Source organism: Emticicia sp. 17c (assembly GCF_037153985.1).
Classification (GTDB): domain Bacteria; phylum Bacteroidota; class Bacteroidia; order Cytophagales; family Spirosomataceae; genus Emticicia.
The window spans coordinates 1-19,342 of sequence record NZ_JBBAYI010000014.1 but is presented as its reverse complement, the minus strand read 5'-3'; the positions used below and the strand labels follow the sequence as shown (position 1 = coordinate 19,342).

Genomic DNA, 19,342 nt, shown 5'->3' with positions numbered 1-19,342 from the left:
AAATATTTTTTTGCTTGTGAAATCAATTGGTTTTAAACCCTGAGTTTCTCACGGATTTCAAGTAGTTTGTCTTCATAAGAGGCTCCGACAGAGATTTCATAATTATTTATCCAGACCGATTGCCGTGTCATTTTCTGTATTTTACTTACTGCCACAATATAAGACCTATGAATGCGAACAAACTGCTGAGGCGGCAAAATATTGAGCGTTTCGCTGATATTCTGGCGGGTTAACAATTTCTTGTTTTTTAATACAAACGACATATAATTGCCTTCGGCTTCAATGTAGAGAATATCATCAAAAAATACTTTTTCTTCTTCATAACCTGTTTTCAGAAATATAAAATCAGGAGTGTTTTCTTTGTTTATCTGGCTTAGTTCCAAAACCTTGTTACAGGCTTTAGTGAAACGTGCCAGCGAAAAAGGTTTAAGCAGGTAATCAACGGCATCGAGTTCAAAACCTTTTACGGCGTACTCCGAATATGCCGTTGTAAACACCACCATAGGTACTTTTTGTAAAATATTGATGAACTCAATGCCTGAGATATCGGGCATTTTTATGTCCAGAAAAAGCAGGTCTATCTTATTTTTCTGCAAATAAGGTATTGCCTCAAAAGCATCTGTAAAGGTTGCTTTCAGTTCCAGAAAGGGTACTTTCGCGGCGTGCATTTGTATTACTTCTAAAGCACGTGGCTCATCATCTATGGCAATGGCACTTAGGTTACTCATGGGTTTATGGTTGATGCAAAGGCTTTTGTCTGAAATTCTATTAATTTTTAGTTCATCAATAAAAATACAAAAGTATCAATTAATACATGTTGGTCATGATAAAAGTGTAACTACTCTTTCGTTTGAGTGTAGTTACACTTGGCTTTTGACGACTTCGTTTTAACACTGATTTAACTCATTTTCGTTTTTTTACTGAATGTAAGTAAAAAATTTGTTATATAGCTTTTTCATAATAGTATGGCTTTATTGTTTTTCTGCTAGAATTTTTGAGAGCATAGCTTTACCACCCTCGTTGTCGGGATTCATGGCAATCGATTTCTGGTACATCAGAATAGCTTCTTCACGTTTGCCATTCGCATATAATGTTTCGGCATAGCTATCATATACATTAAAACTGTTCGGAAACAGAAGTGTGTTTATTTTGAAGGTTTCCAGCGAGTATTGTTTTTGATTGGCACCGAAAAGCAGGTCGTATCCAAGCCAGTTCATTTCGTGTTCAGAAACATAATAGTGAGTAGTGTCTGTTTTCAGGATATTAAAGGTCGTAACGGCCTTGTCAATGCCTTTTTGCATCAGGGTAGCTCCGTACGTACGGGCTAATGATTTTTTATAATGTATTTTTTTTGGTGTTTTGCCATTCAGAATTTCTAAAGCCGCACGTATTTTGTAATAGAAGGCGTGGCCTTCCAACTCTATGTTTTCGTAGATAATTACCGTTTGGTTTTTGCTTAGATTTCGATAAAAACAGGTTGCCAGACCAAATAAATGCCCACCATGACTAACGGCCTTGCCTAGTTCGGCATCTTCGTAAATTTCCCACCCTAAGCCATAAGAACTTCTGCCTAATTGAGACATCTCAGGGCCAAATGGGTCATAATAAATACTGCCATTGTTAAGGCGGGTAGGGGTAAAGGCTTCGTCCAGACTGTTCTGAGATAATAATTTGCCATTATAAAGTGCTTGGTCATAGTTAAACATATCTGCGGTGGTAGTCATGATGTTACTGTCTCCGTATGTGCCACCACAGTTGTAGTTGCAATACCTGATACCTCCAACCCGAATAGAATCGACGCTTTTAAACTGAGAATCATACCACGTAACCATTCTATGATTCACTACTGCATCAGGGTCTTTCTCTGGCCTTGACATACGCAGATACGTATCAGGCATATTGGCTGGCTCGAAAATGTATTTTTTCAGGTATGTAGCAAATGGCATTTTGCTCAGTTTTTCAACCAATAATGCCAGCAGGGCATAATTAGTATTGGTGTATTTCCATTTTTCGCCGGGTTGGAAATATAAAGGCTGATTCCAGTTTTTAAGGATAGAAATAATGGCCGCATTACCGATAACGCTGTCAGGGCTAGCCTTTACAATGGCCTCGTATAGTTCCAAATCAGGTAAGCCAGACGTATGCGAGAGCAAATGCCTGATAGTAATGGCCGGAAACGGAAACTCAGGAAAATATTTTATGAACGTGTCGTCTAGTTTGAGTTTTCTCTTCTCTTTCAGTTGTAGCACCGCTACTGAGGTAAATGTTTTTGAAATTGAAGCCAAATTAAACCTTGAATGATTGGTGTTCGGTATTTGCGTAGCAAAATTGGCATAACCTAAGCCGTTCTGATAAATAATTTTTCCTTTTTCGGCAACCAATATTCCTCCATTAAAATCACCGTTTTTACTGATTGCTGTATACATTGAGTCAAGTTTTTGGGAAGGTGTATTCTGTGCTATTAATTGGCTAATAGCACCAGCAATGATAATTGTTATAATAAATAGCTTTTTCATAATTGTATATTAAGAGATGTTTTACCAATAAGTAACCGTAAGCGAGACAAAGAAATCTTGTTCACTTTGTTGAATATCGAGCGTATATCGATTTTTATAAATCAGGTCTAGCCTTTTTTTGACGTTTTCAAGACCGATACCATTGTTATCTTTTTCGGGGTCTGTTTCTGACTTGCTGTAAAAAGAGTTATGAACTTTGAAATACAAGCGGGTATCGTCGGAAGTCAGGGTAATATATATCCATGAAGGATGCCTGAAACTAATACCATGCTTAAAAGCATTTTCGATGAATGGATTCAGTAGCATAGGGGCAATAAATATTTGTCGGTCGGTGGGTTGTATGTTTACTTTTATTTCTATGTTGTCCGACTCCGCAATGCGCATCTGTTGTATTTCAATATAATTCTGTAAGTATTCAATCTCTTTACTTAAAGGAATACGGTCCTGATTGTTTTCGTTAAGCATAAAGCGCATCATGTCGCCTAGTTTCTGAATACCATCGGCCGTTTTTTCTGCATTTTCTTTCAGCGACACCGCATAAAGTGTATTAAGTGCATTGAACAGAAAATGGGGGTTTATCTGTGACCTGAGCATCGATAACTCGGCGGTTTTCTGGTTAAAGAGTTTGCGTAGCTGTGTTTTTTCCTTGAAGAAGGTGTTCTTTAAAAAACCTACAATAGCCGAAGCAAAAGCCAGAAGCATAAAAATTAAAAGGAATTCTTCTATACGGAAGTCGAGACGGAGGCGGGCATACGAAGCCCAGAAAATCATTCTTACAACATAAAAACCAAAACCTCCAATACCACAAACAGCCAGAAAAATAGTAATACCTACCGAGAAATCCTTAGAACGGAAGTCGGACATATAAGGCATTACACGTTCTGTAAAAACCTTCTGACCGATATAAACAGTACCAACAGAAAGAACAATCAATACAATATCTCTTAACGAGCCATTCCATAAACTGACAGGTAACTCTCCAAGTAAAGCAAAAATAAGTATTGATATAGCTATAAAAGTTACCAGAACGTAATCAAGATACTGATAGTTTTTTTCGGTTTCTTCGTATAATTTACCTTTAATGTAGTAATAACCCTGTGTAACTACTTCGTACAGCCCTAAAAAGGTGAGGACAGACATGGTATTACTTAGCAGATGTGATTTACGAAAGAGCGAATAAACCTTAAAGCCAATAATCTGGTCATGGCTATCATGTTTAAAACGCCAGTAGAGTTTAAAATACTCGTAAATAAAAACGCCGCTAAAGGCAAACAGCACAGTCAGAAACAGATACAAAATAAAAAGTTGCTGTTCTTTGCCTTTGGCTTTCCATCTGGGTATGGCCATATAATGGAAAGTATACCAAGCCATTAATAGAAGTATACCCCCGCCAATAATAGGAAATATGGTGTTTAATTCATGATTGTAAGAAGCTAGCCCTTTCCAGAGTGTATGAATGCTTACACGTGTAACATCGGCCGGAGCATATTTTATGGCATTTTCGGCTAGTTCGACATCCGTATCGAACTCAGTAGCTATCTGAAATAATCTTCTTGTGATATAAATGGCTACCGACAGCGTAATAAACCAGAATTCGTAGCGTCTGAACTTTTGAAATGAATACATAGCTTTTGCGTGATTTTTCGACAAAGCTATGGTTGTATCCGATGCCTGATTGGAGAATGTTACGAAACTGCCCGAAAATGTGACGAATTCAGAAGCCTATTTTTTTTCTGTCTTCCTGCGGTTGAGGCTGTGTTTGTGGATTAAGCCGGAGTATTTCGCCCAACAAACGTTGCTGGTCAAATTTTTCACGCCAGTAATGGGCTGCCAGTTGCCATTTTTCAACGTCGGCTTTAAGTTTTTCATTTTCAAGCTGAAGTTTTTCAAGCGTAAAATCCTGCGGAGGCAATGCTATTCCGAGCAAATCAAGCATATTTGCTTCCAATACATTGGCTATTTCGGTAGCACGTGTAAGCGTAAGTTCGGTTTTGTTCCGCTCAATATCACCATAGGCAGTGGTTGAGATACCAAGCATATCGGCCATGTTTTCTTGCGAATAGCCTTTTTGCAGACGCAATTGACGAATTTTTTCTCCAGTATTCATAGCTTAAACCTCCGGCAAAATTTAAATTATTTAAATAGGTGTATCTTGGAAAAATATAATAGTATCTTAGCCTTTATATAAACTTTTCAGGGCTAATCTGTTTAAAATCAGGTACTCATTCATTAACGAGCCAATCGGTGTCACCAGTGTTTAGTAAAGCGTTTAAAGGATAAAATCAGTTTTTCTGAGAAAAAATCTGAAATTCCGACTACAATTTACTGAAAGAAATGACATCTTTGTATCGAACAAAACGAAATTATAGAAAGTTCTGATACAGGTTTTGTATATCGAACTTCAAAGAGTTTTTTCTTGTTGAAGTATTAAATATGTTAGATAATTAATAGCAGATTGTAACTATGCATTTTGGAGAAGAATTCCGTAAGTATGCCGTGCATCATCACGGTATGAGTGGTTTAGCACTCGATGATTATATGAAATACAATGTCCAGAACATGACCCCGAACATCATTGAAGAACGCCCTATGCGTTTTGCAGCTATTGATGTGTTCTCACGTCTGATTATGGACAGAATTATCTTTTTAGGTACTGGTGTTGACGACTACGTGGCAAACGTTGTAGTGGCACAGTTACTTTTCTTGGAGTCGGTTGATGCCAAAAAAGATGTATTAATGTATATTAATAGCCCGGGTGGGTCGGTATATGCTGGTTTAGGTATGTACGATACCATGCAGCACGTACGCCCCGACGTAGCCACTATCTGTACTTCGCTGGCGGCTTCTATGGGAGCAGTATTGTTGGCGGGTGGTGCAGCGGGTAAACGTTCTGCTTTACCTCATGCCCGTATCATGATTCACCAGCCAAGTGGCGGTGCGCAGGGGCAGTCACGCGATATGGAAATCACAGTGAAAGAAATCATCAAACTTCGTAAAGAGTTATATGAAATTCTTGCTAACCATACCGGTAAAACTTTAGAGCAAATTGAGGCAGATTCGGACCGTGACTATTGGATGAAAGCCGAGGAAGCAAAGCAATATGGCTTGATTGACGAAGTTTTGCAACGTGAAAAATAATTGATTAAAGTGCCATAAAACAAGGGGCTTCTGTATACTGTAAAAAGTATATAGAAGCCCTTTTTTATGTTTATACAAATTGATTTTCAGGAAAAAGAGTTTCTTTGAAAAGTACAATTTATGGATAGTGGTCTTGTGATTTAAAAACGCTAAAATAATGGTGAAAAAATATTATAAAAGTCACTAATTTAAAGACAAGATAATTTTTATAAAGAGGCAATTTAAAGGCTATCTGGTATGTATAAGCCGGATGCTATTTTTTGACTGCAAAATATACTTAAACCATTTTTTAAGAATATTTTAAGTTTTTTATGTATGCAAAGTGCTTATAATCAATGGGTTGAAAATTTTTTTAAAAAAATATTAAAAAATATTTGGAAATAAGAAAACAAAATGCGCTATCTTTGCATCGCAAAAAACAAGAACAAATATGCAAGCATTTAGAAGAGACATATTACTGCCAACACACATAACAGCGATTGGGGCTTATGTTGGTTCTTGTTGGGTTTTTAGTATTTTCAGGTAGAAGCAATACACAGAAATATACAAAGCCCGGCATTCATCGAAAGTCGGGCTTTTTTATGCCATACCAGAACTAGTTGTCATATTTAGAACAAAATTTTTAGAATATAAATTTTCAATGCTTATCAAAATCACATATCGCCATCAAAACATACACCTGAATCCAGAAAGATTCGATGTGGCTTCATTATGCACGATTGATAACGCAGTCGGTAGAGCATTTATAAACCGGACTACGGGGGAAAAAGGTGGAGAAAGGCTGAGGTACAAGTATTTATGCACATAACTTATTCGTATCAGAATAATTAGCATAAAGCCCGACCTCAGCCACAAACGAGGTCGGGCTTTTGTTTTTGCCCGATTGATTTCAGGATTTTTAACAGAAACAATTATGGGCAAGCATCTATCAAAATTTATACGCCAGAAACTATTACAACAAAAACAAGAAACCGACAAACTGTTACAAGAGGTTTTATTGCAACATAACAAACTAAACAAAAGTTTTTTAAAAGTAATTGGCCATGTACTCGAAAAAAAAATAGTAAGTGGGTATCATAAAAACGCCAGATTTATTTTTTTTAGCGATTTTGTTCAAAATGACATAAGCCGACCATCTGAAAAAGGTTTTAATAGCTGGATGGTCGAATTAGTAATAACAGTAAAAATACTTGAGAAAAAATGCCCGAAGTGGTTCAGAGAAAAATATTTCGTAAGGGCGTTGCTCGAAATAATCAGGTATAAACGTTACTGGCTCAGGCCAATTGAAGAATGGAAACCTAAACTAAAAAGTGAGCATCAGAAATTTAATGAACTGGTGACCTACTTATTTGCCAAATACAGTTTTCCTCCATTTCTGAATTACATATTTTTTAATAAGGAAGATTATTTCTTTGTCGGTGATTTTATCGCTTTAGCACAAGGAGGCAGTATCAGGGCTATTCGTTCAGAAATACCACTGAGCCATAAAATGAAAGTTGAATTTATGCAAAGCCTTGTGGGTTTCAGGGTTTTTGAGGCTTTCAGATACGCACAGGTCATAAGTTTAGGCGGTGATGAACCTCTGGCTTATCATTTAGCTTACTCGTGGTTAGGTAAAAAAGCTACACGTGATGAGATTTTCTGGGAAAAGTTTATCAGGATTCTGATTGCCGGAAAAATAACAGCGTCTAAAGTTATTCATGAATTGATAGACTATGTACGCTTTGAACTAACGCAAAACCCTGCCTATTCTTTGAAGGGGCGTACGTTTACTTCATTGAACCGTGAAAGTATGCGTTGGCATGAGGCCATTAAAAAATCACAGCTTTCAAAAGAAGAATCTGTTTGGAAGCCAGCTTTTTTTCAACCTTTCGAAATTGCCGAAGAAAACGAAGTACACTATAAAATGATTGAGTTGCTATCAGACAAAGAACTGGTAGCAGAAGGTATGAAAATGAATAATTGTGTGGCTACCTATACGCGCCATTGTGTAAAAGGTAAGTCAAGCATTGTTTCTTTAAGAAAATATCAATTTGGTTCTGAGGTAGAACGCATGGCAACAATAGATATTGAGCTTAGCAGCAAAAGTATTGTGCAGGCGAAGGCACGTTTTAACGGGCCTATAAATTCAAAAGCCACAGAACTCTTGACCCAATGGGCCAAAATACATGAATTTACTATTTGTGACTATTTATAAACTGCTAAACAAAATAAAACAATGAGAAAATTAGCAAGCATTCAGAAAATTACCGGATTAGAAGCCATTGAGGGTGCCGATAATATCTTGAAAGCTAAAGTACTAGGCTGGGAACTAGTAATTAAAAAAGGCGAATTTGAAGTAGGCGATTACTGTATCTATTGTGAAGTAGATAGTTTGCTGCCAGATAAACCAGAATTTGAATTTTTGAAATCAAAAGGTTTTCGTATTAAAACTATCCGGCTTCGTGGGCAGATTTCACAAGGAATTTGTTTTCCACTCAGTTTTCTTCCCGCAAACTTTGAAATTGAAGAAGGAGCCGACTGTACAGAAGCACTAGGTATTACCAAATATGAACCGCCTTTTGGCCCTGGTTCGGCCAGACTAGGTGGTGATTTGAAAGGGGGGGGTCCTTCATTTATACCAAAAACTGACGAAACAAGGGTGCAGATTCTGCAAAACGTTTTGTCGAAATATAAAGGGCAGCCTTGTTACATTGCCGAAAAACTCGATGGAAGTTCGGCCACTTATTACATAAAAGATGGGATTTTTGGAGTATGTTCACGTAATTTTGAACTTGATGAGAGTGAAGAAAATACTTTCTGGCAGGTAGCAAAAAAATTAAATATTGAAGAAAAACTAAGGTCACTAAATGGTAATTATGCTTTTCAGGGGGAATTAGTAGGAGAGGGAGTGCAATACAATAAAATGAGGTTGAAAGGCAATACTGTATTCTTTTTTAATATATTTAAGATAGATACCCGTGAATATGTTCCTTACGCCGACTTTGTAAAGCTAATGAAGCAATTAGATTTACCAATAGTACCTATTTTGAACGATAATTTTATTTTGACCGAAAGCATTACTGAACTGGTAGAGATGTCAAAAATTAAATCAAGCATCCGGCCTGAAATCTGGGCTGAGGGTATCGTTATCAGGCTATTAGAAGATAAGTTGGATAAGTATCTTCTTAAGGATTTGGGCGGGCATGGTCGTGTCTCATTCAAGGTTATTAACCCTGAGTTTTTGTTAAAATATAATGAGTAAAATTATACTGTAATGAATTATCAGATTATCAGAGACGAAACTCTTTTTCGTAATTTTATTGAGTGGCTGCCAGCCCTTAAACCAAACGAAACCTACTATGTTTCATTACTGGCACGAAGTAAATATCATGAGGCTGTCGGGAGCGACAAAGCACAGGTAAAACGTTTTACTTCGAGTAAAGAGTTTATTTATGATAAAGTTAAACAACTGGAATGTGAGTTGGGTACGTATAAATACAAAGGTGTAGGTATTCCGCAAGAAGCACTGGCTTTGTATATCAGCCTGAATCCGCGTGATATGGAGCGGGCTAGTAAAAATGCGCTCATACGATTTGCCGAGCTTATTACCAGAGAATATAACGGATACAACCCACATCAGGAGGTACTGTCTGAGATACAGAAAGCGTGTAGCCGGAAAATATACTTTGACCTCGATTTTGATAAAGTAGACCTGACTGGCACTTTAGCCAGAATTAAGCAACATATTAATGAAGATTGCCTGACCATGTTAAAAACACGAGGAGGTTTTCATTTATTGGTTGAACTGGCAAAAATCGACAAGCAATATAACAAAACATGGCATCAGTCGCTTAGTCAGCTTGAGGGCTGCGATGTGAAAGGCGATAACCTGATACCTGTGCCGGGTTGTACACAAGGAGGTTTTACTCCATTTTTTATATAACAATCATATTGAATCGACACAAATGCGCATGGAACTGGCAGGATTTGCTTGATATTCCTGCCCCATGCAAATAAAAAAACAGTATGAAGCATTGCCTGCCAAGATTCCTGTTTGAAAAAACGGGATAGCTTCAGCAAAAATGAATTGGTATTAACAAAGTCTTAAGGGGTTTAAAATTATTTTTGTTTGCAAATGATTGATTATCAGATTTTTGCAAATATCTGACAGAAATATTATTCACTACGCAAAAAGACTGCGTACTGAATGAAAAACTTTGCACTATCAAATTAATAATACGTTATCTGATTACAATAAATGACTAGTGAATACCAGAAAAAACAAGATACCTGCCAAGCATACTGGCATATAAATTAAAATAGACAAGCATAGCATGAAGGTAACGAACCTGAGTTTATGAGACGTGGGCTGTTAACCCGAAAGCAGTTGGTGCAGCCCTTTTGAAAATGCTTGTATTTGGCTTATTTTCAATATGTTGCGATTAGTGTAGTGGTTTACACCATGATTTGTGGAGTCATTAAGATGAGTTCGAATCTCATATCGCAACCGAAATTGGCATTGTCAGGAGCAAATACCAGTAAAATGTAAACATACAAGCGATAATCCTGCTGAAGATTAACCAGAATTGACTGGTAGGCTTGTAGAGGTTTGTTCATTGCTTTAAGTAATTGTCCGTACAGGTAGTAAGGCTGTGACTAACACCTGTATCGGAAAGTGGGGATACTTAAAAAAGTTACTTGGCAATTGTTGGCCTCAGTATTCATTTGAGCAGGTTAAATGTTTTATTTCGTCAATGCTGTGATTACGTAGTCGGGTGTTCTAATTGGTAAGATGCCAGAATCTGGCGATTAAGGTTCAAACCCTTATCCGATATACTATTTATACACAATTTGCATGCATATATACCTGTTAAGGTGGGTGTAGGGTGGCTATTGTTAAATCAGATAGCGACTGGATTTTTAAAATTGAGATTTAGGGTTAGAATTACTTTCCGGGTCTGGTTTTCAGACCTCGGAATTTTCAGAGGAATATTAGTGAAATGGTATCATGCTGCCCGATTGGCAGTAGTTACAGGTTCGATTCCTGTATATTCTACTATAAAAATATCAATTGTACCTGATGAGGGTTTCGGTATAGCCCCATAGTATTGGAGCAGTAGCTGCCAATATGCTGACAATCATATTTTTATACACCGCTGTAGCTTGGCTAACACTTCGCTGACAGCTCTAAGTTGGAAAATGGACTTTCAATCCAATTATTCTGAATTTTTAAATCAAATCAGTCTGAAACTATGCGGGTGTTTCGTAAAAACGAGAACACAGTTCTGTCCAGACTTGTAAAGAAGAGGATACCGATAAACAAAAATAATTGCTTCTCAGCATATAGTTATAAAGTATAAAGTCTGTACCTACGGGTTATCATACTTTAACTCAATAACCAACTGTTATTGAACCAATAATTAAAGTTTATCTTAATCTGATTTCCGTTTCAAAGAATCGGATAACGTAAGACTGATTTTTAAAATGTAATTTTTAAAACTATGCAACATATAAAAGTAAATGCTAATAGAATAGCATTGGTCATAAAAAATGATGCTTTCGAGCAATTATTAGGAGAAGGGTCTTACTGGTTTTGGGGAAATGAAAAAGTATTTGGCTATGATAAAGGAGTAGCTTTTTATCCTCCGATTGACCTCAACATTCTTTTGCAACACGCCGAAATAGCCGAGGCACTGGATGTAATAGAGGTAAAAGACAATGAATTGATGATTCAGTTTGACGACAATCGTTTCAACACTATACTGAGTGCTGGTAAACACGCATTCTGGAAAGGAATGAGAAATTATACCTACACACGTGTTGATTTAAATAAAATTGAAATCACAGAGAATCTTAGTACTCAGTTAATTGCCTCAATATTATTGCCTTATGTCAGAAGCTATACCGTTGAAGCGTATGAAAAAGGAGTATTGGTTGTAGACGGAAAAATGGTAGGTGTACTTGAAGGGGGTACTTACTACTGGTGGAAAAATAGTATTCGTATTGATGTGCTTAAAGCCGATATGAGACAATTACAAATGGAGATATCAGGACAAGAAATTCTGACTAAAGATAAAGCAACTTTGCGTCTCAATGCTTTTGTTCAATACAATATTATAGACATTGTAAAAGCCATCTTTGAAAACAAAGATTATGAAAAACAACTCTATGTTTTGTTGCAATTGGCTTTAAGAGAATATATTGGTGGCTTAACGCTAGACGAGCTATTAGATAAAAAAGATAGTATTGCCAACTTGATACTGAAAAATATTGCCGACAAGCTGGCAAATTTAGGTATCGAAATTAAAACGTGTGGTATTCGGGATGTAATCTTACCTGGTGACATGAAAGACATCATGAATCAGGTGCTGATAGCCGAGAAAAAAGCACAAGCCAATATAATTATGCGTAGAGAAGAAACTGCCTCAATGCGTAGCTTACTAAACACTGCCAGACTGATGGAAGAAAACGAAACCTTATGGAAATTGAAAGAAATGGAGTATGTGGAAAAAATCGCAGATAAAATCAATAACATTACGGTTTCGGGTAATGGTCAGATTCTCGACCAGTTGAAGCAAATTTTTATAAAAAACTAAAATAGGGCAGGGGAGAAACTAATTACCCCTGCCACAAAGTATAATCAGATGGAAACTACAATTTCATTAGAAGAAATATTGATATTAGGCGATATTCCTGAGAACCTTCAAGGGAATTTCCTCCGAATAGCTAACGGTTTAATTCAAAAAGCCGGGTACTCTCAAGAGAAAGCATTAGGCTTATTTGCTCAGATGCTACTTAACCCTAAGAAGTATGCCTATTCAAAAAACAAAGTAAACAATCTGGCCAAAGACCTTTTTGAGCTAGAAAAACAAAACAAAAAAGTAATGCTGACAGAGGCAGGTAAGGTCTTTTTACCACCCGAACCACCAGCCTATGTATTAGACCAAAAGGCTAGCCAGACTAAAGCAGTATTTGAACTTACAGATAATGATTTACCTTATCAGATTTATGGCTTGGAACACATTGAAGAAGGAGCCTTAAAGCAAATGAAAACCGCTTTGAGTTTGCCTATTTCCGTAGCGGGAGCTTTAATGCCTGACGCCCATCAGGGCTATGGTTTGCCTATTGGTGGGGTATTGGCTACTACCAGCAATACGGTTATTCCTTATGCCGTGGGGGTAGATATTGCCTGCCGGATGTGCTTGTCTGTTTTCGATATCCGAAGTGATTTCTTCAAACGCCAGCCACACCTGTTGCAACGAACGTTAACTGATAATACAAAGTTTGGAATGGGAGGTGAAATTGCTCATAAGTTTGATGAAAGCGTGATGGATAAGGTTGAATGGACAGCCACAAAAGTAATCCGTAATTTGAAAGACAAAGCCTATCGACAACTAGGAAGCTCTGGCACAGGAAACCATTTTGTAGAGTGGGGTATTATTGAAGTGCTGGCCGACGACGATTTACTGGCTATTCCAAAAGGTGAATATCTGGCTTTATTATCGCATTCAGGTTCACGTGGGTTTGGTGGGGGTGTTGCCGAGTATTATTCTAAGTTGGCCATGCAAATAACCCGTTTGCCCAAAGAAGCGGCGCATCTGGCATGGTTAGATATGAATACGCAAGAAGGGCAGGAGTATTGGATTGCCATGAATCTGGCCGGAGATTATGCGTCGGCAAACCACCATGAAATTCATAATAAGATAGCCAAAGCTCTGGGAGAACAACCAATAAAACGAGTAGAAAACCATCATAATTTTGCATGGAAAGATACCCTTACTGATGGAACTGAAGTAATTGTTCATCGAAAAGGAGCCACACCCGCTGGGCCTAATGACTTGGGTATTATTCCGGGTTCAATGGCTGACCCTGGTTTTATTGTTCGTGGAAGAGGAGCTACTGCTGCGCTGAATTCAGCTTCACATGGAGCAGGGCGGGTAATGTCTCGAACAAAAGCCTTGAATTCGATTACCCAGAGTTCCTTAAAAAAAGTACTTCAGGAAAAAGATGTGCATCTGATAGGGGGTGACCTCGACGAAGCACCAATGGTTTACAAAAACATTGGAACTGTTATTGCCGCACAAACCGATTTAATTGATGTTTTAGCCAGATTTACGCCAAAAATCGTACGAATGGCCGATGCAAACAGAAAAGAAAAACGGGAGGATTAATACCTCTCGTTTTTTATATAGCTACGATATTTTCTTGATAATTTCGATCAATTCTGCAATCATAATGGCAGTTGCACCCCACACAATCTGTTCCTGAATAATAAAGCCGGGAGTTTCAAATTTATAGCCTCGCGCTTCTACCAAGCGGGTTTGTATGGTGTCGGGGTTCAGAAAATCCGACAACGGAACTTCCAGAATAGCTGCTACTTCACGTTCGTCGGGGTAAAAATCAGGCGGATAATTAATATACCCTACCACTGGCTGGCAAAGTAAATTAGACGGAGCAATGTATAATTCTGTGAGATTTCCTATAACTTTTGCATCCGATGCCTTTATCCCTATTTCTTCTTGTGCTTCTCTGAGCGCAGTTGCCTGAATGTTTTTGTCTTTTAACTCTGCCCTTCCCCCCGGAAAAGCCATTTGTCCGCCATGTACACCGTCATATTGCGGACGTAGAATAAGTGGCAGATAAATTTCTTCACCTTTCGCATAAAATAAAATCAATACTCCACTGCGGCGAGTACTTTCATTGGGTGCTCCCTTTAGCCGCATTCGATTGGGCGACATACTTCTTACGATTTCTTCGTGACCCGGTAAAGGCTCGTTATTCAATCGAAGATTTAGCTTACTGATAAATTCAGCGAAATTCACGGTGTTGAGAAAATCAAGGTAGGTTAATTGATAGTTTTTGGCAATATAAGCAAAAAACTTTATTTAAGCACCGTAAAGGCTGGCAAGTTGTTCGGCACATCTTTCTCCGTCCATCGCTGCAGAAACAATTCCACCAGCAAAACCAGCTCCTTCGCCGCAAGGAAAAAGCCCGTGTATCTGCGGATGTTCGAGTGTTTGCTTGTCTCTCGGAATACGCACAGGCGAAGACGTACGGCTTTCGATACCAATCAGTTGTGCCTCATTGCTTACGTAACCTTTTATCATTTTTCCGAACTGCTTAAAGCCATCTTGTAAAGGGCGTGCAATAATAGCAGGCAGCACCTCGGTCATGTCTGACGAAACCAGCCCGGGCTGATAGGACGTAGAATTGAGAGAGGTAGATATTTTGTTATTCAGAAAATCGAGTAATTTTTGTGATGGCGCTAGCTGGCAATCAGGTAAGGCGTTGTCGGGTTCTTTGGTTGGTTCATGTCTTTGTTGCTTCAATTTAGCAAATTGCTGGCTTCTGGCAGCATACTGAAATGCTTTTTGTTCTACTTCTTTTTGTAACTGTAAGCCTGCCAGCGGCCCCAGATGCTTGTATTTCTGCCAGTCTGTTTCGTTAATAGCTACAACAATTCCTGAATTGGCATATTTAGAGTCGCGTCTGCTAGGCGACATCCCGTTTACAACTAATTCGCCTTCATCTGTGGCGGCCGGAACAATAAAACCTCCTGGGCACATACAAAAGCTAAATACGCCTCTTTGTACATTTTTATAATAAGTTTGCGCTACTAAGCTATATGAAGCAGCCGGAAGTAAGCCCCTTTCCTGCCTATGGTATTGATGCTGGTCAATTAACGCCTGAGGATGCTCAACTCTAACACCCATTGCAAAAGGTTTGGCTTCAAGTAAAATCTGTTTTTTATGTAACAATTCAAAAATATCTCTGGCCGAATGTCCTGTTGCTAAAATAACGCCTATACCAGAAAAAGAACGTCCATCGGCAGTTATTACTTCTTTTATTGACTCCTTAACGAGCGTCAAGTCAACTACTTTTGTTTCAAAATGCACTTCACCACCTGCTTTTAAAATGCTCTCGCGGAGGTCGGCTACTACATTCGGCAATTTGTTTGTGCCAATATGAGGGTGTGCATCAACAAGTATCTGAGACGTAGCTCCATGCGCCACCAGTATTTCTAATATTCGTCTCACATCGCCCCTTTTTTTAGAGCGCGTATACAACTTACCATCTGAATAGGTGCCTGCGCCACCTTCTCCAAAGCAATAGTTTGAGTCTGGATTTACAATATGGTCTTTATTGATAGCTGCTAAATCTCTTCTTCGGGTTTTAACATCTTTACCTCTTTCCAATACGATGGGTTTAATGCCTAGTTCTATCAGGCGTAAAGCAGCAAATAAGCCTGCCGGACCAGCCCCAATAACAATGGCTTGTGGTTTTTTACTTACATCCTGATAGTTTTTCTGAAACTCCATTACTTGGGTCGGTTTTTCTCCGACATACAATTCTACTTCAAGATTTACCTTTACCTGTCTGTTACGTGCATCGATAGATTGTCGAAGTTTCTGGATAAAAACATTTTCGGTAGTAGCTGGCAGAGAGACTTGTTGTAATAAATACTGGCGTAAGGAGGTGTCATCAAGAGCAAGTTCAGGGTCTAGTGTAAGCGTAAATAATCGGCGCATGTCAGAAAGGTGTTTATCCTTTAATTAAACAATATTAGTACTTTGAATGGCAAGCTACATAAACAAACTGATTTTATTTGTTACTTAATAATGCCTTGCCAAGTAAATCTTTTTTTCAAATTTAGGGTTTTAAAGATTAAATGGCAAATTTGGGTTTATATTTGCATACGGATTTACACTAATAGTGAAGATTGAAATGGGATATTTTAAAGACATCGGAAAAGGTATAAAAACTACTGTGAAAGGTATGAGTCTGACATTACGGCATTTATGGAATGCCCGTCAGAGTAGAACACCTATTTCCGTACAAGACCCAGACTATTTTTTGCAAGATACCGGTATTGTTACCTTACAATTTCCACACGAATCGATGCTGGTGCCTGATAATGGGCGGTATCAACTGGATTGCGAAATAGATGATTGCATTGTATGTGATAAATGTGCTAAAATTTGTCCGGTTGATTGTATTGATATAGAGCCAATCAAGTCATCAGAGATAATAAGTTATGCCTCCGACGGCTCGCCTATTCGTTTATATGCTGCTACCTTTGACATCGACATGGCTAAGTGCTGTTTCTGTGGACTTTGTACGACCGTTTGCCCCACCGAATGCCTTACCATGACCAATGAATATGATTTTAGTGTGGTAGATATTACAGATATGAATTTCCATTTTTCAAACTTGTCACCAGCACAAGCCGAAGAAAAAAGAAAACTATACGAACAATTTGTAGCAGAAAAAGAGGCCTTGAAAGCAGCCCCTAAACCTGTTACAACCAAGCTGCCAGCAGAAGCTGAAACGCCTAAACCTGCCTTTAAACCTAACTTCAAGCCAGTAGTAAAACCATCTGTAATTGAAGAAGACACAAAGCAGGAAAAAGCAGCAGAAGAAGCACAGAGAGTGAAGCCGGTTTTTAAACCTGTAATGAAGCCTTCCAGCAAGCCTGTTGAAAATACAGCGTCAGAAGAAGCCAAAGAGCCAGAGGCAGAAGCGGCGGAAAAACCTAAGACCTCATTCAAGCCAGTATTTAAGTCTGTTAGCAAGCCTGTTGAAAATATAGCGTCAGAAGAAGCCAAAGAGCCAGAGGCAGAAGCGGCGGAAAAGCCTAAGACCTCATTCAAGCCAGTATTTAAGCCTGCCAGCAAACCTGTTGAAAATACAGCATCAGAAGAAGCCAAAGAGCCAGAGGTAGAAGCGGCGGAAAAGCCTAAGACCTCATTCAAGCCAGTATTTAAGCCTGCCAGCAAGCCTGTTGAAAATATAGCGTCAGAAGAACCCAAAGAGCCAGAGGTAGAAGCGGCGGAAAAGCCTAAGACCCCATTCAAACCAGTATTTAAGCCTGTTAGTAAGCCTGTTGAAGAAAAAACGAAACAAGTAGGAGAAGAAGAAAAGCCTTTAGGAGATGCTCCAAAAGCCAAGCCTGTATTTAAGCCAACAATGAAAGTTCAACCTAAAAAACCAGAATAGTGTCTATCGAAGATTTATTAAAAAATATTGACCGCCAACTTGTTACGCAAATTGCCTTTTTTGTATTTGCGTTTATTACCGTTGGTGGAGCTTTATACCTATTATTTACAAGAAACGTACTTTATGCGGCGTATAGTTTATTGGTAACATTATTAGGAGTAGCAGGCTTATATGTTTTTGCTGGGGCCGATTTCCTAGCAGTAAGTCAGATAATGATTTACGTTGGGGGGATTCTCATCTTAATGATTTTTGGCATAATGCTGACTAACAAGAAGAAAGAACAACAAAAGAGCGACCAGTTAAATAAAATTCTTGTGAGCCACCATAACAGGTTTTGGGTAGTTTTGGTGGCTGGAGCGTTATTTCTTGGATTTTTAAAAGTCATTTTTGAAGCCAATTTCCATATTATTGGTAAAAATATGCATGAAGGCACAACAGTAAAAAAAATAGGCGTTGAACTGATGACCAACTATGTTTTTGCTTTTGAAATAATAGGCTTGTTACTGCTAGCGGCGTTAATTGGTGCAGCATACATTGCAAAGAAAGAAAAGATATAATTTAAGCTAAAATGATATACATTCAGAATTACCTTATTATTGCTGCCATATTGTTTTCGATTGGTCTGGCAGTAGCAGTAACTAAACGAAATGCAATTATGACCCTTATGGGGGTAGAATTGATGTTGAATGCGGTTAATCTGAACCTTATAGCTTTTAGCCAATATGACCCTGACCGTTTACAAGGGCAAATGTTTGCGTTATTTGTAATGGTTGTAGCCGCCGCAGAAATAACAATAGCATTGGCTATAATCTTGAAAGTATATGATTATTTCAAGAATATTGACCTTGAATCGGTTAATGAATTAAAAAAGTAAAAAAGTATTTGACAAATATAAAACGAGTTGCTACCTTTGCAGTCCCAAATCGGGAATATGGCTGCGTAGCTCAACTGAATAGAGCATCTGACTACGGATCAGAAGGTTTTAGGTTTGAATCCTAACGCGGTCACGAAAGCTAAAATATGCTTGTTTTGAACTAAAACCCCACCCAATCAGGTGGGGTTTTCCATTTTCTAGGTATCTACTTATCAATCTTTTAAGTTTTCCATTTCATATTCGGTCGCACGTAACTTTCACTTAAGGTCTCATTTATTTGATATAACTCAAATAGATGGTACCGCTTAATCAATAAAATTGAATTTTTTTATTTAGAAATAATTGTTGATTTGGTTTCTGTTTAACCAAATTAATAATTCAATGAAAAAAAACGTATGGAAATCCTTTTTTGGAGGAGACAAACTCCAGTACAAAAACAAGCAGGAATGTGTTCTCTTTATTGTCGAGTAACAGTTAATGGGAAAAGAGCTAATTTAGGCTCAACTCATATTGAGGTGAACTACAATCATTGGATTGCATCTTATGGAAAAGTATCTGATGAAGACCCTCTTTTTGAACAAAAAAACCTTAGATTACAAGAAGAGTTTGTTGGACCTATTTGGGCTATATATAATAGTTTCTTAATTAATAGAGAGTCTTTTACAGCAGATAATATTAAACGTATTTTCTTAAAGCAGTCTTTAGTTTCTCATTTTCAATTAATTGAAGGATATAATTTATACATCAGAGATTTTGAAAAACAAACTAAACTAGGCCATCCTTGATAATTGCTTTAAAATGATGAGATATATAGAAAATCCGGTCTGCCCAAGAC

At 38.0% G+C, this 19,342-nt stretch carries 17 protein-coding genes and 2 tRNA genes; 12 read left to right on the top strand and 7 right to left on the bottom strand.

Features of this window, described 5'->3' with window-relative positions; all coding sequences use genetic code 11:
- Positions 1-32 precede the first annotated feature (32 nt).
- From WAA15_RS21350 to WAA15_RS21335, 4 genes are all read right to left on the bottom strand, one after another.
- Positions 33-728 carry a LytR/AlgR family response regulator transcription factor gene (locus tag WAA15_RS21350; protein ID WP_337044876.1) on the bottom strand — a complete coding sequence of 232 codons (696 nt, stop codon included), beginning with the start codon at positions 726-728 and terminating at the stop codon, positions 33-35.
- Between the two features lie 243 nt (positions 729-971).
- A complete protein-coding gene (locus WAA15_RS21345; protein ID WP_337044875.1) occupies positions 972-2,516 on the bottom strand; it encodes a serine hydrolase in 1,545 nt (514 codons plus the stop codon).
- Between the two features lie 21 nt (positions 2,517-2,537).
- A complete protein-coding gene (locus WAA15_RS21340; RefSeq protein ID WP_337044874.1) occupies positions 2,538-4,142 on the bottom strand; it encodes a sensor histidine kinase in 1,605 nt (534 codons plus the stop codon).
- 88 nt (positions 4,143-4,230) lie between these two features.
- Positions 4,231-4,623: a helix-turn-helix domain-containing protein gene (locus tag WAA15_RS21335; protein WP_337044873.1), complete on the bottom strand. Its 393-nt coding sequence runs from the start codon at positions 4,621-4,623 to the stop codon at positions 4,231-4,233.
- Between the two features lie 356 nt (positions 4,624-4,979).
- Here WAA15_RS21335 and WAA15_RS21330 point away from each other — a divergent pair, with 356 nt between their 5' ends.
- The 4 genes from WAA15_RS21330 to WAA15_RS21315 all read left to right on the top strand — a co-directional run bounded on the left by WAA15_RS21330 (position 4,980) and on the right by WAA15_RS21315 (position 9,579).
- Positions 4,980-5,654: a ClpP family protease gene (locus tag WAA15_RS21330; RefSeq protein WP_337044872.1), complete on the top strand. Its 675-nt coding sequence runs from the start codon at positions 4,980-4,982 to the stop codon at positions 5,652-5,654.
- Between the two features lie 913 nt (positions 5,655-6,567).
- A complete protein-coding gene (locus WAA15_RS21325; protein ID WP_337044871.1) occupies positions 6,568-7,851 on the top strand; it encodes a PcfJ domain-containing protein in 1,284 nt (427 codons plus the stop codon).
- Positions 7,852-7,872: 21 nt separating this feature from the next.
- Positions 7,873-8,898: an RNA ligase (ATP) gene (locus WAA15_RS21320; protein ID WP_337044870.1), complete on the top strand. Its 1,026-nt coding sequence runs from the start codon at positions 7,873-7,875 to the stop codon at positions 8,896-8,898.
- A gap of 12 nt (positions 8,899-8,910) precedes the next feature.
- Entirely contained in the window at positions 8,911-9,579 is a 669-nt protein-coding gene (locus WAA15_RS21315; protein ID WP_337044869.1) for a hypothetical protein, read from the top strand.
- Between the two features lie 512 nt (positions 9,580-10,091).
- On the opposite strand, the gene WAA15_RS21310 is transcribed toward WAA15_RS21315, so the two are convergent.
- Positions 10,092-10,253 (bottom strand): hypothetical protein, encoded by a 162-nt coding sequence (locus tag WAA15_RS21310; RefSeq protein ID WP_337044868.1) that lies wholly within the window; start codon positions 10,251-10,253, stop codon positions 10,092-10,094.
- Between the two features lie 369 nt (positions 10,254-10,622).
- Between WAA15_RS21310 and WAA15_RS21305 the strand changes: the two genes are divergently transcribed.
- From WAA15_RS21305 to WAA15_RS21295, 3 genes are all read left to right on the top strand, one after another.
- Positions 10,623-10,692 (top strand) — tRNA-Ile (locus WAA15_RS21305).
- Between the two features lie 445 nt (positions 10,693-11,137).
- Positions 11,138-12,232, top strand: a complete 1,095-nt coding sequence (locus WAA15_RS21300) for a slipin family protein (protein ID WP_337044867.1) — start codon at positions 11,138-11,140, stop codon at positions 12,230-12,232.
- Between the two features lie 48 nt (positions 12,233-12,280).
- On the top strand, positions 12,281-13,807 hold the full coding sequence (locus WAA15_RS21295; protein ID WP_337044866.1) for an RtcB family protein: 1,527 nt from the start codon (positions 12,281-12,283) through the stop codon (positions 13,805-13,807).
- 21 nt (positions 13,808-13,828) lie between these two features.
- On the opposite strand, the gene WAA15_RS21290 is transcribed toward WAA15_RS21295, so the two are convergent.
- Together WAA15_RS21290 and WAA15_RS21285 are read right to left on the bottom strand one after the other, a co-directional pair.
- Positions 13,829-14,458, bottom strand: coding sequence for an NUDIX hydrolase (locus WAA15_RS21290; protein ID WP_337044865.1), 630 nt, complete (start codon positions 14,456-14,458; stop codon positions 13,829-13,831).
- A gap of 63 nt (positions 14,459-14,521) precedes the next feature.
- A complete protein-coding gene (locus tag WAA15_RS21285; RefSeq protein ID WP_337044864.1) occupies positions 14,522-16,165 on the bottom strand; it encodes an NAD(P)/FAD-dependent oxidoreductase in 1,644 nt (547 codons plus the stop codon).
- A 196-nt stretch (positions 16,166-16,361) separates the two neighbouring features.
- On the opposite strand from WAA15_RS21285, the gene WAA15_RS21280 reads away from it, so the two are divergent.
- The 5 genes from WAA15_RS21280 (at position 16,362) to WAA15_RS21260 (ending at position 19,292) form a co-directional block, all read left to right on the top strand.
- Positions 16,362-17,633: a 4Fe-4S dicluster domain-containing protein gene (locus WAA15_RS21280; protein ID WP_337044863.1), complete on the top strand. Its 1,272-nt coding sequence runs from the start codon at positions 16,362-16,364 to the stop codon at positions 17,631-17,633.
- Positions 17,633-18,190: an NADH-quinone oxidoreductase subunit J family protein gene (locus tag WAA15_RS21275; protein WP_337044862.1), complete on the top strand. Its 558-nt coding sequence runs from the start codon at positions 17,633-17,635 to the stop codon at positions 18,188-18,190. The genes WAA15_RS21280 and WAA15_RS21275 overlap by 1 nt, the downstream gene beginning before the upstream one ends.
- 11 nt (positions 18,191-18,201) lie before the next feature.
- Complete coding sequence (gene nuoK, locus WAA15_RS21270) at positions 18,202-18,507, top strand: NADH-quinone oxidoreductase subunit NuoK (RefSeq protein WP_337044861.1); 306 nt, start codon at positions 18,202-18,204, stop codon at positions 18,505-18,507.
- A 59-nt stretch (positions 18,508-18,566) separates the two neighbouring features.
- Positions 18,567-18,640: transfer RNA gene (locus tag WAA15_RS21265), tRNA-Arg, on the top strand.
- A gap of 262 nt (positions 18,641-18,902) precedes the next feature.
- Entirely contained in the window at positions 18,903-19,292 is a 390-nt protein-coding gene (locus WAA15_RS21260) for an Arm DNA-binding domain-containing protein (protein WP_337044860.1), read from the top strand.
- The last annotated feature ends 50 nt before the right edge of the window (positions 19,293-19,342 follow it).